Origin of the sequence: Gallibacterium genomosp. 2 (assembly GCF_000771895.1) — a bacterium.
Classification (GTDB): Bacteria; Pseudomonadota; Gammaproteobacteria; order Enterobacterales; family Pasteurellaceae; genus Gallibacterium.
In genome coordinates, this window is record NZ_JPXY01000047.1 from 12,798 (window position 1) to 28,698 (window position 15,901).

Genomic DNA, 15,901 nt, shown 5'->3' on the forward strand with positions numbered 1-15,901 from the left:
AAATACTTACATTTTTTGAAAAAAAGCTAAATTTTTTATACTCCCTGTTCTTTTGCAAGTAATAATATTTTAGAAAATAAACGACGAAATAGTAATGGAATAAATTGTATTCCATATTTCTCTACCTCACCTACTATTGCCAAAGCCAAATCCGGCTTTGAAGTATTCTGAATAGCACGTTGAATAATCTGCGACTTACTGAGTTTATGTTGTGTCGATAATCTCGCTAACCTCTTAAAGACATTATCAAATCCGTTATCAAAAAAATAGTGTTCAATATCTTTTCTTGGTAACAAGGTTATTTTATCTAAATAATGCTCATTTTCTTGTAATAAATCAGCAGCAATAGCAGCATATCTTTGTCCAGCATCATCACCATCTGCCAACATATGCCATTTAATCCCCATCAAATTAGCGTATTTTATTAGTGGTCTAATTCCGCACTGTGCAAATTCAACTATACGTACTCCTTCATTTTCTAAATTTAGATCTAAAATTCGTGCTAATTCATTTAAAATCCAGACTTCTGTTTCCCCCTCAACAAACATCCAAACCCGTGAAAATAGCGCTAAACAACGGTTATAACGAATATGAAAGGTTAAGCGACGTACATCTACTTTTCCCAAGTCGTATCTATCCAGCTGATAAGCCTGAATACGATCTTCCCCTCTCTCCAAACGGCAAATAGAATGTAATGGTATATGCGCTAACAACGCAACTGAATTTGTCGTAATCAAACGTTGCAATGGAATATAGTTGACTAACTCCCACATAATTGACATTAAGCGCGGATGCAAGCGTGATTCCGGATCTTCAAACAGAATGATCGGATTGCTCATTTGCGAAAACAGACTTTTGTCATCCGGCAAAAAATGTTTCACCAGATAGACAAAAAAATAACGTTTTAAGTTCTCATCGCCGACTCGCAACTGTTCCGCCAATTTTTTTGCCTTTTGCCATAAAATGCTGGTATCTCCGACCACTGCCAGCCGTTCATTTTCGGGAATAAAGTAATAACGCAACAAAGACATCACTGCTGCGAATTGATCCAGAATGTCCGGATCTAATTTTTTGCTTGCCTTCACTGCTTGTAATTGTAATGGGCGTTGTTTTAACCTAGCATCTCTAAAACGATAAATCGTATGACGTTGAATTAAACGACAAACCAATTTTTGTTGTTGTGCTGCTTCCAACGGCAAAATATTCCCCTGTCCGTCAATAAAGGTATAACTAGTAACAATCTCACCACTTTCTTGCGCTTCCGCAAAAACACGCAAGTAAATTCTGTAATAGCCATCTTCGTGAGACACTGCTACCGGATGCAAAAAATGGTGCATTTGTTGGTTTAATTCTTGCTGTTGCGATTCGCTAAAAGTAAATAACAAATTAATGGAAGTAGCGGATTTAATTTCAGCTTGATTTGATTGAAAAAAATCTTGCGGCTGAAATTGATAAAGTTGAGCCTCTTTATTAAAAACTAGACTTAATAGATCCAATAAACTCGATTTTCCCCACGCATTCTCACCAATTAACACCATATTAGAACGTAATTGGAAAGAGAGGCGATGAATACCGCGAAAGCCGACAATTTCAATCTGTTTAAGATACATAACGGATCCTACATCCTGATAAATATGCAATGTATCTTAGCACATTCCATCGCCTTTTATTTGACATTCCCCATTAATCTCCGATAATTATCGACTTTTACTTAATATCAAGACTGAATTATCATTTTTATGTTAGAAAGCTTATCCATTGTATTAGTGCCTCTTTTCTTAGGTTATTTAATTAAAAGTCACAACGTCACATTTATTCATTGGGTGAATAAATCAATAATGTGGTTGCTGTTTTTAATTCTGTTTGTGATGGGGTGCTCGTTAGGTCAATTAGATGATTTAGCGAGAACCTTGCCTAATATAGCGTTCAAAGCCGCCGTATTCAGCCTTGTTATCCACGGTTTAAATATTCTCTGTTTAATGCTGTACGATAAACGCTATCCTGTATCAACTTTAAACTCACAAAAGCAAATGCCTTCCCGTTTGAAGATGATTTTAGACTCAGCAAAAATGTGCAGTATGGTCGTTTTAGGATTTATTATTGGTTTCTTAGGAAAAAACTATTTTAGTATTCCACACGGTTCAAGCACCTATGTGTTAATTGTTTTAATTTTTTTGGTTGGCATTCAACTTAGGAACAGTGGCATCAATCTACGCCAGGTTTTCTTTAATAAACACGGCATTGCTGTTTCAATTTTGTTGACTATTAGTTCTCTATGCGGTGGTATTTTAGCGGCATTGACATTACAACTATCTATTGTTCAAGGATTAGCGATTGCTTCCGGTATGGGATGGTATTCATTATCAAGCGTTTTATTAAATGATGCTTGGGGACCGATTTGGGGAAGCATCGCTTTCTTCAACGACTTATCACGAGAAATTGCAAGTCTGTTTTTAATTCCGTTATTTATGCATCATTTTAGAGCGACCGCTATCGGAATTGCAGGTGCAACCGCACTGGACTGCACGCTGCCGATTATTCAACGCAGTGGTGGTATTGAAGCCGTACCATTGGCAATCAGTTTCGGCTTTATTATTAATCTTGTCGTTCCGGTGCTATTGGTCTTTTTTATTAGTATTCCGCTTTAATATTTTTCTGCTATAACGTATGAATAACGAGGAAAAAATAGTATTTCCTCGTTTCATTATTTAATGATTAAGTTACTGTTTGTTTATTCAATCCCTAACATTTCATAGCCAACATAAAAAGCCAATAGCGCAAGAATCACGCCCATTATTCGATTAAAATAATGAGATTTTAATAAAAATGCCTGTCGTATTGCTGGTTTAGTAAAAAATAATGCCACAAATGTAAACCATAAAGCATTCACACTGCACATCCATAAACCATAGCCAATTTTTAAAAACAAAGGTGTATTCGGAGAAATCAAAGAAGTAAAGATTGCCACAAAGAATAATACCGCTTTAGGATTGAGGACATTGGTTAAAAAACCGTTCAAAAACGCGCTATAAGAAGTTATTTCTTCGGCTTCAGCAGAAAAACTTTTATCACTTTCTTTACCTCTACCAATTAATAAATAGGCTAAATAGAGCAAATATAATGCACCTAAAAGGCGTATAACATTAAATAATGTACTCTGTTCGTGTAAAAATGATAAACCAATCAGAGAATAAATAACGTGAATAGAAATACCAAAACCTATCCCTATTGCAGTCATTATTCCTATTTTTCTTCCGTAGCGAACACTATTTGCGGTGGTAACGGCAAGATCCGGTCCTGGCGACACTACAGCAAGAAAATGCACCAACGCAAGCGTTAAAAATTCAGATAAATAACCATTCATTACTTAATTCCACATAATTTCTACCGTTAGTGGCAGATTTTTTCTAAATTTAAAGCACGTTTACTCTCGCCCATCACCTAATAAATAGGCATATTTTTTTGTATTTTCACTTGATTCTAATGCAATTTTTACCGCCATTGTCAACGGGACAGAAAGTAGCATTCCTACCGATCCCAACAACCAACCCCAAAAAATCAATGAGATAAAAACAACCAAAGTGGACAAGCCTAATGTTCTTCCCATCAAACGTGGTTCAATAATATTACCTATAATCATATTAATAACCAAAAAAGCTATCGCCACTAGCAAACTGTCACTATAACCATTTAGAATTAATGCTTGTACAACAACCGGAATAGCAGCTAAAACTGAACCGATATTAGGAATATAGTTAAGCAAAAAAGCAACCGTTCCCCAAAGCACCGCATACTGTATCCCTAATATTGCCAACGCTGCCCACACCAACACACCGGTTAACAAACTCACAAAAGTTTTAATTGCCAAATAACTAATGACACTATTTAACACTCGTTGAATATTCTCCAGCTCTTTTTTCTCCTGTTTATTTTGGAAAAAAATTGCCAATTTTTGTTTCATACTCGGTGCTTCAAACAGCATAAACACCACAATTAACAACAACACAAAACCATTGGTAATCACACCAGATATTCCAGTCAAAAGACGGCGGATCAGTCCCATAATAATATTCGGATCAAGATGTTCTTCAACAATAGTTTTTGGTAAAAAACGATATAAATCAAAACGATCCATAATTGCTGCCAAACCGGAAATACGTTGTGCTAATAACTGTTTGTAAGTTGGAATGGATGCGGAAAACTCATTCACAGCAGTACCAACCAAGCCGGCGAAAAAAGTCAATGCAATCACAATTAAGCTCAATAATGCGATAACCGCCAACCATAACGGCACTTTTAATTTAACTAAGAAATTAATAAGTGGCGTACAAACAATAGCCAAGAAAAGTGCTAGCAAAAACGGTACAATAATTTCAACAGCAGATTTAATTCCCGCTAAAATAATCACAAGACAGGCCAATATAATAATGACATTTTTAATATTGCTCTTAGCAACATTTGTTTCCATAGGATTTCCTGTTCAATCTTAATTTTAAACTAGGCTATAATAGCAAAAAAGCGATGCTATAAGGAGGTATAATGCCAATTATTAATTCAGCCGTGATTACAATCAGCGATCTACGTTTACGCACTTTTATTGGAATTAAAGAGGAAGAAATTAACAATAAACAGGATGTTGTTCTGCAAATTCAACTCGGTTATAACTGCGAAAAAGCCAGTTTAAGTGACAATGTAGAAGATGCATTGAATTATCGAACTATTACCAAAAAAGTGATTCATTATGTTGAAACACATAAATTCGCATTGTTAGAACGAATGGTGCGAGAAGTGTTAGAAATTATTGCTGAACCAGAAGCGGTAGAATGGGCGGAAGTAGAAATTGCCAAACCGTTTGCATTACGCTATGCCGATTCAGTGTCATTACGTTTACGTTATGAACGAAATTAATCATTAACACAGATAAAAATCCTCCAATATTGCAGATTGGAGGACTTCTCATCACAACTACCGCAAAATTAAAATTGGTTTTTCACTGAAACGTGCGACTTTCACGGTATTGGAACTTAATCCCGGCTTTCCCGGTTTTGTTGCCATCATAATGATTAAATCAACATCCTTTTCTTGTGCAATAGTATTTATTTCTTCATAAACCGTACCGTGTGCCACGATATGTTGCACTTTACGATCTGCCGGAAAGTTTTCCTGAGTAAAGTCGTGCAAACGTTTATTGGCTTCCGCCAACACATCCTTATCAAAGTTTCGAGGTAACAATGAAGAAACAAAGCTGTTTCCCAACGGTGGCACAATGCTGACAATCCGCAACACGGCATCAGGATTGCCTTCCGTCATTGCTAAGGCGGTTCTCACCGCCTTTTTTGCTCCCTCTAAATGCCCCAAATCCACTGCGATTAAAATTTTATTAAATAACTGCATCTATTTTCCCCTTGTAAATTTACGACGACGTTGATTCCACGCTAAAACAGCCAAAATCGATAATGCCGGAATAAACATCCATTCCTTATTAAACGCACCTTTCAACGGCAAAGATACATCTAAAATCACCTGATCCCAATTAAGGTTAGCTTTTGCTGCCGGCGAGTCAATTTCAACGTTATCAATTAAGATTTTCTTAATCTGCTCACCATTCACTTCAACCTGTTCATCTGTTGACAATAAAGTCAAGCCCATATTTTGTATACGTTCTTCACCGCTATCCCCTGCCGGTACTTTTAATTCAGCAAAGAATTCTATCTGTTTGCCATAAGGATTCACGCCAGAAACTTTCAGTGTCAATGGCTCACCAACCGGTGCGTGTGCCACTTCTTCAATTAAATGTTCCGGTTGAATATGACGCTGGCTTGGCGATACATATTCCATAAAGAAGCCCGGTCTGAACAACATAAAGGCAATCAACAGCAGTGCAATGGTTTCCCACCATTTATTTTTGGTCATAAACCAGCCCATTGTTGCCGCAGTAAACACCATCATTGCAATCGTTGCCACAAAGAAAATCAGCACGCCGTGGAAAAGGTCGACATTCAATAATAACAAATCAGTATTGAAAATGAATAGAAACGGCAATAACGCAGTACGCATACTATAGAAGAATGCCACCATACCAGTTTTGATTGGATTTCCACCGGAAACAGCAGCAGCGGCAAATGATGCCAACCCAACTGGTGGTGTCACATCCGCCATAATACCAAAGTAAAATACGAATAAATGGATAGCAATCAACGGCACAATTAATCCATTTTGGCGACCTACTTCCAAAATAACACCTGCCATTAAGGAAGAAACCACGATATAATTTGCTGTGGTCGGCAATCCCATACCAAGAATCAAACTAAACCCAGCAACTAAAATCAACATCAATAAGATATTACCCATTGATAATACCTCAATAATGCCAGATAACTGTACGCCGAAACCGGTCAGTGCCACTACGCCTACGATAATACCGGCTGTTGCTGTTGCAATACCGATACCAATCATATTTCTTGCGCCGGTTTCTAAACCGTTAATTAATTCTTGCCAGCCCTGTTTGAAACTTTTTACTAAATCGCCCTGTTTACGGAAATAAGCCAATAATGGACGTTGTGTTAATAAAATCACAGTTAACGCCATTGTACCCCAGAAAGCAGATAAGCCTGGTGACAAACGTTCCACCATCAAACACCAAATTAAAATCACAACAGGTAGTAAGAAATGCATCCCAGAATTAACGGTAGGTTTAACCCTTGGTAACACCACAACTTCCTGATTCGGCTCATCAATTTCTAGATCTGGAAAAGTAGAAACACGGTATAGCAATAACATATAGATAATTGCCAACAATAAGCAAACAATGACAAAAGCAAAATCAGGCGTTACCACTTTTAACCAACCCAAACCGAAATCTACAGCAAAATAGAGCAGGCAGATAATAATGAAAGTAGATAATGCTCTTAAAACGGTAACTACCCACGGTTTTGCTACATCTTGACGTGGTAAGCCCTGCAAATTCAATTTACACGCTTCCAAATGTACGATATAAACTAATGCAATGTAAGAGATTACAGCCGGCAAGAAAGCGTGGGTAATTAACTCGTTATATGGCATATTGATATATTCAATCATCAAAAATGCTGCTGCACCCATTACCGGCGGCATAATCTGTCCATTTACTGAAGAAGCCACTTCAACCGCACCAGCTTTCTCTGCTGAAAACCCAACACGTTTCATCATCGGAATTGTAAAAGTGCCGGTCGTAACCACATTGGCAATTGATGAACCAGAAATCAACCCAGTTAAACCGGAAGCCACAACCGCTGCTTTAGCCGGGCCACCACGTAAATGCCCTAAATAAGCAAAGGCAGTTTTAATAAAATAGTTACCTGCTCCGGCTTTATCTAACAATGCACCGAATAAAACAAATAGGAACACATATTTAGTCGATACGCCAAGTGCCACCCCAAACACACCCTCAGTAGTTACCCATTGTTGATTAATAATGTGAGATAGCGTTCCAGTTCTATGGCTTATTAGCCAACTGCTCGGAAAGAATTGACCGAAATAGTTATAAAGCAGAAATACAACAGCAATCACCACTAGTGGTAATCCTAAACTACGCCGTGTGCCTTCCAGCAATAACAAAATACCGACAATACCTACAACAATATCTTGTAGGTTAGGCGCACCAAAACGAGTAACCAATTCATTGTAAAAAATTATCGGGTAAAGGCATAAAACAGCTCCTACAACAGCAAAGATCCAGTCAATCACGGGAATATGCTGCTTTGGAGAGCGTTTAAATGCCGGATAAGATAAATAAGCCAAGAAAATAGCAAATGCCAAATGGATTGAACGTGCTTTGGTGTCATCTACCACTACATTCAAATTCCAACCTAAACTTTTAATTCCCTCTTGTAACAAAAACGGCAACGGCGAAGCATAATAAATTTGAAATAATGACCAAGCAATTGCCGTCCAAATAATCACATATTTAGAGATACCATATGGATTGCGACCACCGCTATCATTTGAGGCGACCATATCCTGTAGATCTTCAATATCTACAGCTTGTTTTTTTATTGTTGAGGTCATTCAAGCTCTCCTAAAATCAAAACTCAAAACCGAAAAAAGGCAGGAAAACTTCCTGCCTTCAATAATCCAATAAATGATAAGAGGCGCTTACATCCAGCCACGCTCTTTATAATATTTCACTGCACCTTCGTGCAACGGTGCTGATAATGCATTTTTGATCATATCCTGTTCTTTCAAGTTAGCAAATGCAGGATGTAAACGTTTGAAACGATCAAAATTATCAAACACCGCTTTCACGACATCATAAACCACTTCAGGTGAAACATCGGTTGATGAAACCAAAGTTGCATAAACCCCGAAAGTATCTACCGGCTGATCAGAACCTTTATAAAGCCCACCCGGAATAACCGCTTTCGCATAATATGGATTATCTGCAACCAACTTATCAATCGCAGGACCTGTTACCGGCACTAAATGTGCATCACAAGACGCAGCAGCTTCTTTTAATGCACCGTTCGGATGACCAACATTATAGGTGATAGCATCTAAGTTATTATCACACATTACAGAAGCCATTTCTGCTGGTTTTAACTCAGATGCAACTTTAAACACCGAATCATCCCAACCTTTTGCTTTAAGAATAACATTCATTGTAGCACGAGTACCTGAACCCGGATCGCCAACATTGACACGTTTACCTTTCAAATCATCAAAACTTTTGATACCTGAATCATCACGAGCCATTACAGTAAACGGTTCTGGATGAATTGAGAATACGGCTCTTAGTTTTTCATTCTTCTTGCCTTCAAATGAACTTGTGCCGTTATAAGCGTGATATTGCCAGTCAGACTGCGCAATTCCCATATCCAATTGTTTATTGGCAATACCATTGAGGTTTGCAACAGAAGCACCGGTTGATGGTGCATTACATTTTAAACCGGTTTTTGCAGTATCACGGTTCACTAATTGACAAATAGATTGACCGACAACGTAATAAACACCGGTTTGCCCACCAGTACCGATAGTAACGAACTTATCTTCCGCCATCACGGATGCGGAAGTCATCATTAAACCGGCAACCATCCCTAATTTAAATAATTTTTTCATTGTTGTTCCTCTTTAGTAAAAAGGCGAGATATTATGTTTGCTCATTCAGGTCTTAACTGAAGACCCATAAGATATACAAGACATCTCAAAGATTTGCAATAATCAATATTAACTTTTTGTGAAAAATTGAAGAAATATCACAAATTTTTCACGATTTATTTGCTCAAAAAGCGTTATTACGTATCAAAAAGTTTTCTAATTTTTGAAAAAGATTCATCTAGTGGTGCAGAAATCCGTAACAACTGCTGTGTTTTAGGATGTAATAACTCCAAGTTTTCTGCGTGCAGCATTAGTCGATTTACTGAAAAATAGCCGCTAAATGCTCGATTTTGATGCAAATCGCCATATTGTGTATCGCCGATAATTGGATGAAAAATATGCTTTAAATGTCGACGCAACTGGTGTTTGCGTCCAGTTTGTGGCGTTAAACGTACCAAACTATAACGTGATGTGGCATAACGTCCAACCGCAACAGGAATTTCAAGCGTTGCCAAACCTTGATAATCAGTAACTGCTTCTTGTGGCGTTTTATCTTTCTGCGAAAATTTATCAGCAATTTTATCCCATTTCGGTTTCAACGGATAATCTATCCTTTCCTGCCCGGTAAGATAGCCTCGTACAACTGCAAGATACTGTTTTTTCACCTGTTTTTGTTCAAACTGGCGACAAACCGCATTGGCGATTTCACTGCTTAACGCAAACAGCAGCACACCGGAAGTCGGGCGATCTAAACGGTGAATTGGGAATACATATTGCCCGATTTGATCGCGCAACTTCTGCATCACAAACTCCGTTTCGTGTTTATCCAACCAGCTGCGATGTACCAACATTCCTGCCGGCTTATTAACCGCAATTAACGCTTGATCTTGGTATAAAATTGGTAATGCTTGCTGATCAGACATTGGTCAACAACACCTCAATTTTTTGAATCGGCACTAGCAAATGAGGCAAATGCGGATGTTCTTTTAATGCCTCTTCCAGATAAGGCGAAATCGCAATAGCTGTCGGCAAAGGTGCTTCTGCTTCAATTAACGCTGACATACGTGGGATAAAAATCCATTGTAACCATTCTGTCGCCTCCATCGTATCCAGCGCAAACGGCTGTTGACTTTCAAACGCTGAAGCCGGTGGTGGTTGTAGTTGCCACAATTGATGTTGCTGCATAATTTGTTGTAATTCAGATAAGTATTCCGCTAATAAATTTTCTTTTTTCATCACTGCTCTCTTTTTTTGATTACAATAGCGTTTTTTAAAACGCCATAGTATATCCATTTTGTTATTTTGTATAAGAGTGAATTTATGTTTTTAACCAAAATTAACCTTGTCGCGAAAAATCATACCGCCTACCACATCAACGAAAGCGTGATGCTCTGCAATCAACTGATTGATGCTTGGCGTTATAACGGACAAATTATTGGCCGCGAAATTCCGCTTACCTATTACTTCTCTGACGAAAACTTGCTCACCTTTGAAATTGATGCCAATTGTCCGGAGCAAGATGCGCTGCACGCTCGTCATAACAGTGAGTTTGTTACAATGGCGTTAGATAAATTAGCACAAGCCGGCATTTTCCCGGCAAATGAAGAATTACAGGCGATTGATCTCAATTCAGATGAAACCTGTACGCAGTTAACAGACGATGATCAACTGGTGCTTTACACCAATTATCTGAAAAGCAGTTCACCGATTTGTACGCTGCAACAATTATTGCCTGTTCCGCTTTATCATTTTTGTTACAATAATGCGCAACTCGGTATGAATTGTATTCGTTGGCAAGAGGATTGGCAGGCTTGCGACCAATTGCAAATGAATGGCAATGTTCTGGTCAATGAGGCAACTTATCAAATCAGTGATTTTACCAGTCTGCTCTCACGCCAAGGCTATGCTTTACGGCAGCAGTTGGAGAGCCACTTACAACGCCCGGTTTATTACTATCTTTATCGTGTAGGTGAAAAGGATAAGCAACGAGAATTAGCAAGGTGTTGCCCTTGTTGTGGCAAAGAATGGCTGCTAGCTGAGGCAATAAACCTTTTCCAATTCAAATGCGATCATTGCCGTTTAGTCTCTAATTTATCTTGGGACATACAATAATAACAAAATCAAAGGATTACATATGATAGATTATCAGGACGAAAGCCTTATAAAACTCACTTTAGGAAAAAAAACAACATACGCTACAGATTACCGCCCCTCATTACTGCAAGCTGTGCCTCGCAAACTCAACCGTGAACAGCTCGGTATCTTATCACAACAACCTTTTACACAAGGTGCTGATATTTGGACACTTTATGAAATTTCGTGGCTTAATAAAAATGGCGTGCCACAAGTAGCGATTGCTGATGTGGTGTTGGATTGCAACAGTGAAAATTTGATTGAGTCAAAAAGTTTTAAACTCTATCTCAACAGTTTCAATCAGACACATTTTGCCGACAAACAGCAGGTCGAAACCACAATTCAGCAAGATTTACAGCAATGTGCCAACGGTAAAGTTAAAGTGACACTGCACGATTTGCAATATTACCAACAACAAAAGATTGCATATCTTGAAGGAATTTGCATCGATCAGCTGGATATTGTGATCGATAATTACCAATTTAATGCCGATTTATTGCAAAACTGCGTTGATAATAACAGTGAAAAAGTAGAACAAACTTTAGTCAGCCATTTACTGAAATCCAACTGTTTAATCACACAACAGCCCGATTGGGGTAGCATTCAAATTCACTATGTCGGGCGTGAGATTAATCAAGAAAAACTTTTACGCTATTTGATCTCTTTCCGCCAACATAACGAGTTTCACGAACAGTGTGTGGAGCGTATTTTTTGCGATTTAATGTATTATGCAAAACCAGAAAAATTAACGGTATACGCTCGTTATACCCGCCGTGGCGGTTTGGATATCAATCCATTTCGTTCTAATTTTGAACAAATTCCTGCCAATCTTCGTTTGGCTCGCCAATAACAACAATAAGGAGAAATATGAGTATTTATTACATTAATCCGCGTGGCAGTATGGATCAACTCTCTCATTTGGAAGTTGCTCGGTTAAAACAAGGTGCTGAAGGAGATCTTTATCCGCTTTATCGAAACTGTTCTTTGGCAGTATTGAATTCCGGTGCAATAACAGACGACAGCCGAGCTTTACTTGGTAAATATCCCGATTTTGCGATCAACCTATTGACGCGTGAACGAGGAATCGCTTTAGAATTACTCAATCCACCAGAAAGTGCATTTGTCGATGATAAAATTATTCGTAATATTCAATATCATCTATTTGCTGTGCTACGTGACATTATTTTTGTTCAAATTAACCAAGATCGTTTTCTTGGCAATCATTTAAGCCAAGCAGATATAAGTGCTAAAATTACCAATCAAGTCTTTTCTATTTTAAGGAATGCAAAAGCATTACGCACTGGAGAAGATCCTAATTTAGTCGTTTGTTGGGGTGGGCATTCTATTAATGAAACAGAATATCAATACTGTCGTGCTGTTGGTTTAGAATTAGGATATCGTGAATTAAATATTGTAACCGGTTGTGGGCCTGGTGTAATGGAAGCACCAATGAAAGGTGCTGCTATTGGGCATTTCAATCAACGCTATAAAGACAGTCGCTTTATTGGTATTACCGAACCTTCAATTATTGCCTCTGAGCCACCAAATCCAATTGTAAATGAGTTAATCATTATGCCGGATATTGAAAAACGTTTGGAAGCATTTACTCGATTGGGACATACTTTCCTTATTTTCCCTGGTGGCCCAGGAACATTTGAAGAATTTTTATTCTTGCTCGGTATTAAATTACATCCTGACAATCGCAATCAAACAATCCCGTTGATTTTAACTGGCCCATCTTCCTGTGCAGATTATTTTGCAACTATCGACCGTTTTGTCAGCAAAGTATTAGGTGAAGAAGCACGTAAACAATATGAAATTATCATTGATGATCCAGTTGCAGTCGCACGTTATGCAAAACAGGCAATGGATAACATTAAACAACAACGTTTTGAAAAAGGCGATGCTTACAGTTTTAATTGGATGCTAAAAATTGATCCGATACTACAAGCGCCATTTGAACCAAATCATCAATCAATGGCAGCATTAAATCTCCATTTAGATCAACCATTAATGGATTTGGTTTCTAATTTAAGACGCGCATTCTCAGGGATTGTTGCCGGCAATATTAAACCTAATACTAAAGACGCAATTGCAAAATATGGTGCTTTTAAGCTACACGGTGATGCGATGGTATTGGAAAATATGGAAAATCTATTAAAAGATTTTATTGCGCAACATAGAATGAAATTGCCAAGTACGGAAGCCTATGTGCCTTGCTATGAAATTGTAAAATAGGATAAAAAATCTGCACCTCTGTATGTTGGGTAATAAGTCCAACTTTTGGGGTGCAGATCATAATGTAGCCGCTTTTTTATTTGCAAAGTTCAGTTTGTAAACAAGTTAGGCGATCAAGATTAGTAATAAAATGCCCTAATTGCTGCTGTTCTGGGCGATGAATATAAGGAATTTCTCCCAACAATGGTGCATCAATCACTTCGTGTAATAATTTGATGATTTCAGCATAATGGCGCAAACAAGGGTTAATACGATTTGCCACCCAGCCTAATAGCGGCACACCAGAAGTAATTATAGATTGTGCTGTTAATAATGCGTGATTGACGCAGCCCTCTTTAATACCAACAACTAATACCACCGGCATTTTATGCTCTTTAACCCAACGATCAAAGGTCATCTCTTTATTAATCGGAGTAAGCCATCCATAAGTCCCTTCAACCAATACTGATTGATAACGTGAAGTTAACTTGGCAAGATCCTGATCTATTTTTTTCACGTCGATGTTATCAATTTCATTCAGTGCAGCTAATACCGGTAAACTACTTTCTGTAAAAGTATAGCTATTTATATCTTTATATGTTACCGCTTCATTTGTACTATCCAATAATGTCTTAACATCTTTATTATCTTCTGTTTGTTGTTTAAGATCATCAATACGATTTTCAGTATAAATGCTATCTTCTTCCCCACAGGCAATAGGCTTAAAACCGACAATATGAATTCCCTGTGATTGCAACGCTTGAATAATAGCGCGACTCACTACCGTTTTACCAACATTTGTATCCGTACCCGTTACAAAAAAACAACTCATTATTTATTCCTTTTATCAAAAAACCGCAGAAAATTATAATAAAGTTATTTTTTCGAAAAATTGAGCTAACACAATATTTTGTAGATTTATTTTAAGAGCTAAAAAATTTTTGAACTCTTACTATCAAATGGAGTAGAAAAATGAGAGAGTAATTCTCTGACAAAGAGATAAAAAAGAAAATCCCGGTAATCCGGGATTTTCAGCTAAGTTAATAAACAATAAATAAATTATTGTTCAATAGTTTGTTGGTGTTGACCACTTACAGAAACTTCAACACGACGGTCTGGTGCTAAGCAAGCGATTAATGCTTTACGACCTTTAACTGCATCACAAGTGTTACCAGTTACTGGGTTAGCTTCACCGTAACCAACTGCTTTAATCACATCTGGAGAGATTGATTTAGAAACTAAGTAGTTAGCAACTGTGTTAGCACGTTCTTGTGAAAGTTTTTGGTTATATTTGTCAGAACCGATACGGTCTGTGTAACCTGCAACTTCAACAGAAGATAAAGTACCAACTTTAGAGATTTCTTGTTGTAAATTATCTAATGATTGTGCTGCTTCAGGTTTTAAGTTTGCTTTACCGAATGCGAACAATACATCAGAGCTTAATGCGAATTTTTTGTTGATTACTTCAACAACTGGTGCAGGAGCTGCTGACTGACCGAAACGGTAAGAAAGACCTAAAGATACAGAACCAATACTTGGGCTGTAAGATATATCATCGAACTGATCAACTTTACCTACTTTAGCAACCCATTGGTATTCTAAACGTGCTGCCAATTCAGGAAGAATTGCATATTCAACACCAGCTGCGAACACTGGAGATACTTTTAATTTGTGTTCAGACAATACTTTTTCACCGTCTTCGTGAGCAGTGTAATCAGAACGGATTAATGCTGCACCTAAACGACCGTAAACGTCTAAACCGTCAACATAAGCTACCGGATAGCTTGCTTTTAAGCTAAGATTTAAACCGTGGGCAGTGTGACGTGCACGAACACTGTCACCTTGGTGACCTTTTAATTGACCATAGAAGTCATAACCTGCTTCAACAGCGAAGTTATCAGTGATTTGGTAACCACCGAATACACCGTAAGTTACAGAGTTACGATGAACTCCAAATTTATCATCTTGGTCAAAAGTACTATAAGCATCTTGACCATAGATATTATCAAATTGTTTAACATCATTGTGGAATGATGCCCAACCAGCTTTCGCACCAGCGTAGAAAGTGTTTGCTTGAGGAGCTGCTTGTGCTACTGATACGAATGCTAATCCTGAAATTGCTAATGCGATTGCAGTCTTTTTCATTATAAAATCCTCTTGAATTTATCATCTATATTTGGATTATTTGGATCGTCATTTACTTCCAATAACAGTAAATTCAATCCAGCCCCTAAATAAATGAAATTTTCTCATTTATTTGGTGCTGTTTATTATCGCTATTGCAAAACATAAAAGCAAACTTTTCTTTAATTTTTGCATAAAAAATAAACAAATTAAGACTAATTAATCGACAATTAAACATTGTTTTTTGATTTTTTAAAAATTTTTGAGACGATCCGATGTCTAATTGCGGATAAACCTCTTCTTTATAAGATTTTGTGCTAGTATAGTTGTCTTTCAAATGCACTCACAACAATTA

At 37.6% G+C, this 15,901-nt stretch carries 15 protein-coding genes; 5 read left to right on the forward strand and 10 right to left on the reverse strand.

The window, feature by feature from the left end; all coding sequences use genetic code 11:
* Window positions 1-35: 35 nt before the first annotated feature.
* Entirely contained in the window at window positions 36-1,610 is a 1,575-nt protein-coding gene (locus tag P375_RS09860; protein WP_039136574.1) for a DUF2813 domain-containing protein, read from the reverse strand.
* A 129-nt stretch (window positions 1,611-1,739) separates the two neighbouring features.
* Here P375_RS09860 and P375_RS09865 point away from each other — a divergent pair, with 129 nt between their 5' ends.
* On the forward strand, window positions 1,740-2,648 hold the full coding sequence (locus P375_RS09865) for a lysine exporter LysO family protein (RefSeq protein WP_039136576.1): 909 nt from the start codon (window positions 1,740-1,742) through the stop codon (window positions 2,646-2,648).
* Between the two features lie 83 nt (window positions 2,649-2,731).
* Here P375_RS09865 and P375_RS09870 read toward each other — a convergent pair whose 3' ends face one another.
* Window positions 2,732-3,364, reverse strand: coding sequence for a LysE family transporter (locus tag P375_RS09870; RefSeq protein WP_039136577.1), 633 nt, complete (start codon window positions 3,362-3,364; stop codon window positions 2,732-2,734).
* A 60-nt stretch (window positions 3,365-3,424) separates the two neighbouring features.
* Window positions 3,425-4,468, reverse strand: a complete 1,044-nt coding sequence (locus P375_RS09875) for an AI-2E family transporter (protein ID WP_039136582.1) — start codon at window positions 4,466-4,468, stop codon at window positions 3,425-3,427.
* Between the two features lie 71 nt (window positions 4,469-4,539).
* On the opposite strand from P375_RS09875, the gene folX reads away from it, so the two are divergent.
* Window positions 4,540-4,908, forward strand: coding sequence for a dihydroneopterin triphosphate 2'-epimerase (gene folX, locus P375_RS09880; RefSeq protein WP_039136584.1), 369 nt, complete (start codon window positions 4,540-4,542; stop codon window positions 4,906-4,908).
* Window positions 4,909-4,965: 57 nt separating this feature from the next.
* Here folX and P375_RS09885 read toward each other — a convergent pair whose 3' ends face one another.
* From P375_RS09885 to P375_RS09905, 5 genes are all read right to left on the reverse strand, one after another.
* Window positions 4,966-5,394 (reverse strand): universal stress protein, encoded by a 429-nt coding sequence (locus tag P375_RS09885; protein WP_039136586.1) that lies wholly within the window; start codon window positions 5,392-5,394, stop codon window positions 4,966-4,968.
* Entirely contained in the window at window positions 5,395-8,046 is a 2,652-nt protein-coding gene (locus P375_RS09890; protein ID WP_039136588.1) for a TRAP transporter permease, read from the reverse strand.
* A gap of 87 nt (window positions 8,047-8,133) precedes the next feature.
* Window positions 8,134-9,093, reverse strand: coding sequence for a TAXI family TRAP transporter solute-binding subunit (locus P375_RS09895; RefSeq protein ID WP_021461702.1), 960 nt, complete (start codon window positions 9,091-9,093; stop codon window positions 8,134-8,136).
* A 176-nt stretch (window positions 9,094-9,269) separates the two neighbouring features.
* The gene (gene truC, locus P375_RS09900; RefSeq protein ID WP_039136590.1) at window positions 9,270-9,995 is read right to left on the reverse strand and encodes a tRNA pseudouridine(65) synthase TruC; all 726 of its coding nucleotides are present in this window, start codon (window positions 9,993-9,995) and stop codon (window positions 9,270-9,272) included.
* Window positions 9,988-10,308: a YqcC family protein gene (locus P375_RS09905; protein WP_013744889.1), complete on the reverse strand. Its 321-nt coding sequence runs from the start codon at window positions 10,306-10,308 to the stop codon at window positions 9,988-9,990. The genes truC and P375_RS09905 overlap by 8 nt, the downstream gene beginning before the upstream one ends.
* Before the next feature lie 84 nt (window positions 10,309-10,392).
* On the opposite strand from P375_RS09905, the gene P375_RS09910 reads away from it, so the two are divergent.
* From P375_RS09910 to ppnN, 3 genes are read left to right on the forward strand one after another with little or no spacing between them, the layout of a single operon-like run.
* Window positions 10,393-11,184, forward strand: coding sequence for a Zn-ribbon-containing protein (locus P375_RS09910; protein ID WP_039136592.1), 792 nt, complete (start codon window positions 10,393-10,395; stop codon window positions 11,182-11,184).
* A 25-nt stretch (window positions 11,185-11,209) separates the two neighbouring features.
* Window positions 11,210-12,055, forward strand: coding sequence for an NADPH-dependent 7-cyano-7-deazaguanine reductase QueF (queF, locus tag P375_RS09915; RefSeq protein ID WP_039136675.1), 846 nt, complete (start codon window positions 11,210-11,212; stop codon window positions 12,053-12,055).
* Window positions 12,056-12,072: 17 nt separating this feature from the next.
* Window positions 12,073-13,443, forward strand: a complete 1,371-nt coding sequence (gene ppnN / locus P375_RS09920; RefSeq protein WP_039136594.1) for a nucleotide 5'-monophosphate nucleosidase PpnN — start codon at window positions 12,073-12,075, stop codon at window positions 13,441-13,443.
* Window positions 13,444-13,519: 76 nt separating this feature from the next.
* On the opposite strand, the gene bioD is transcribed toward ppnN, so the two are convergent.
* Both bioD and ompA read right to left on the reverse strand, forming a co-directional pair.
* Window positions 13,520-14,254 carry a dethiobiotin synthase gene (bioD, locus tag P375_RS09925; RefSeq protein WP_039136596.1) on the reverse strand — a complete coding sequence of 245 codons (735 nt, stop codon included), beginning with the start codon at window positions 14,252-14,254 and terminating at the stop codon, window positions 13,520-13,522.
* Window positions 14,255-14,481: 227 nt separating this feature from the next.
* On the reverse strand, window positions 14,482-15,567 hold the full coding sequence (gene ompA, locus P375_RS09930) for a porin OmpA (RefSeq protein WP_039136598.1): 1,086 nt from the start codon (window positions 15,565-15,567) through the stop codon (window positions 14,482-14,484).
* Window positions 15,568-15,901: the final 334 nt, after the last annotated feature.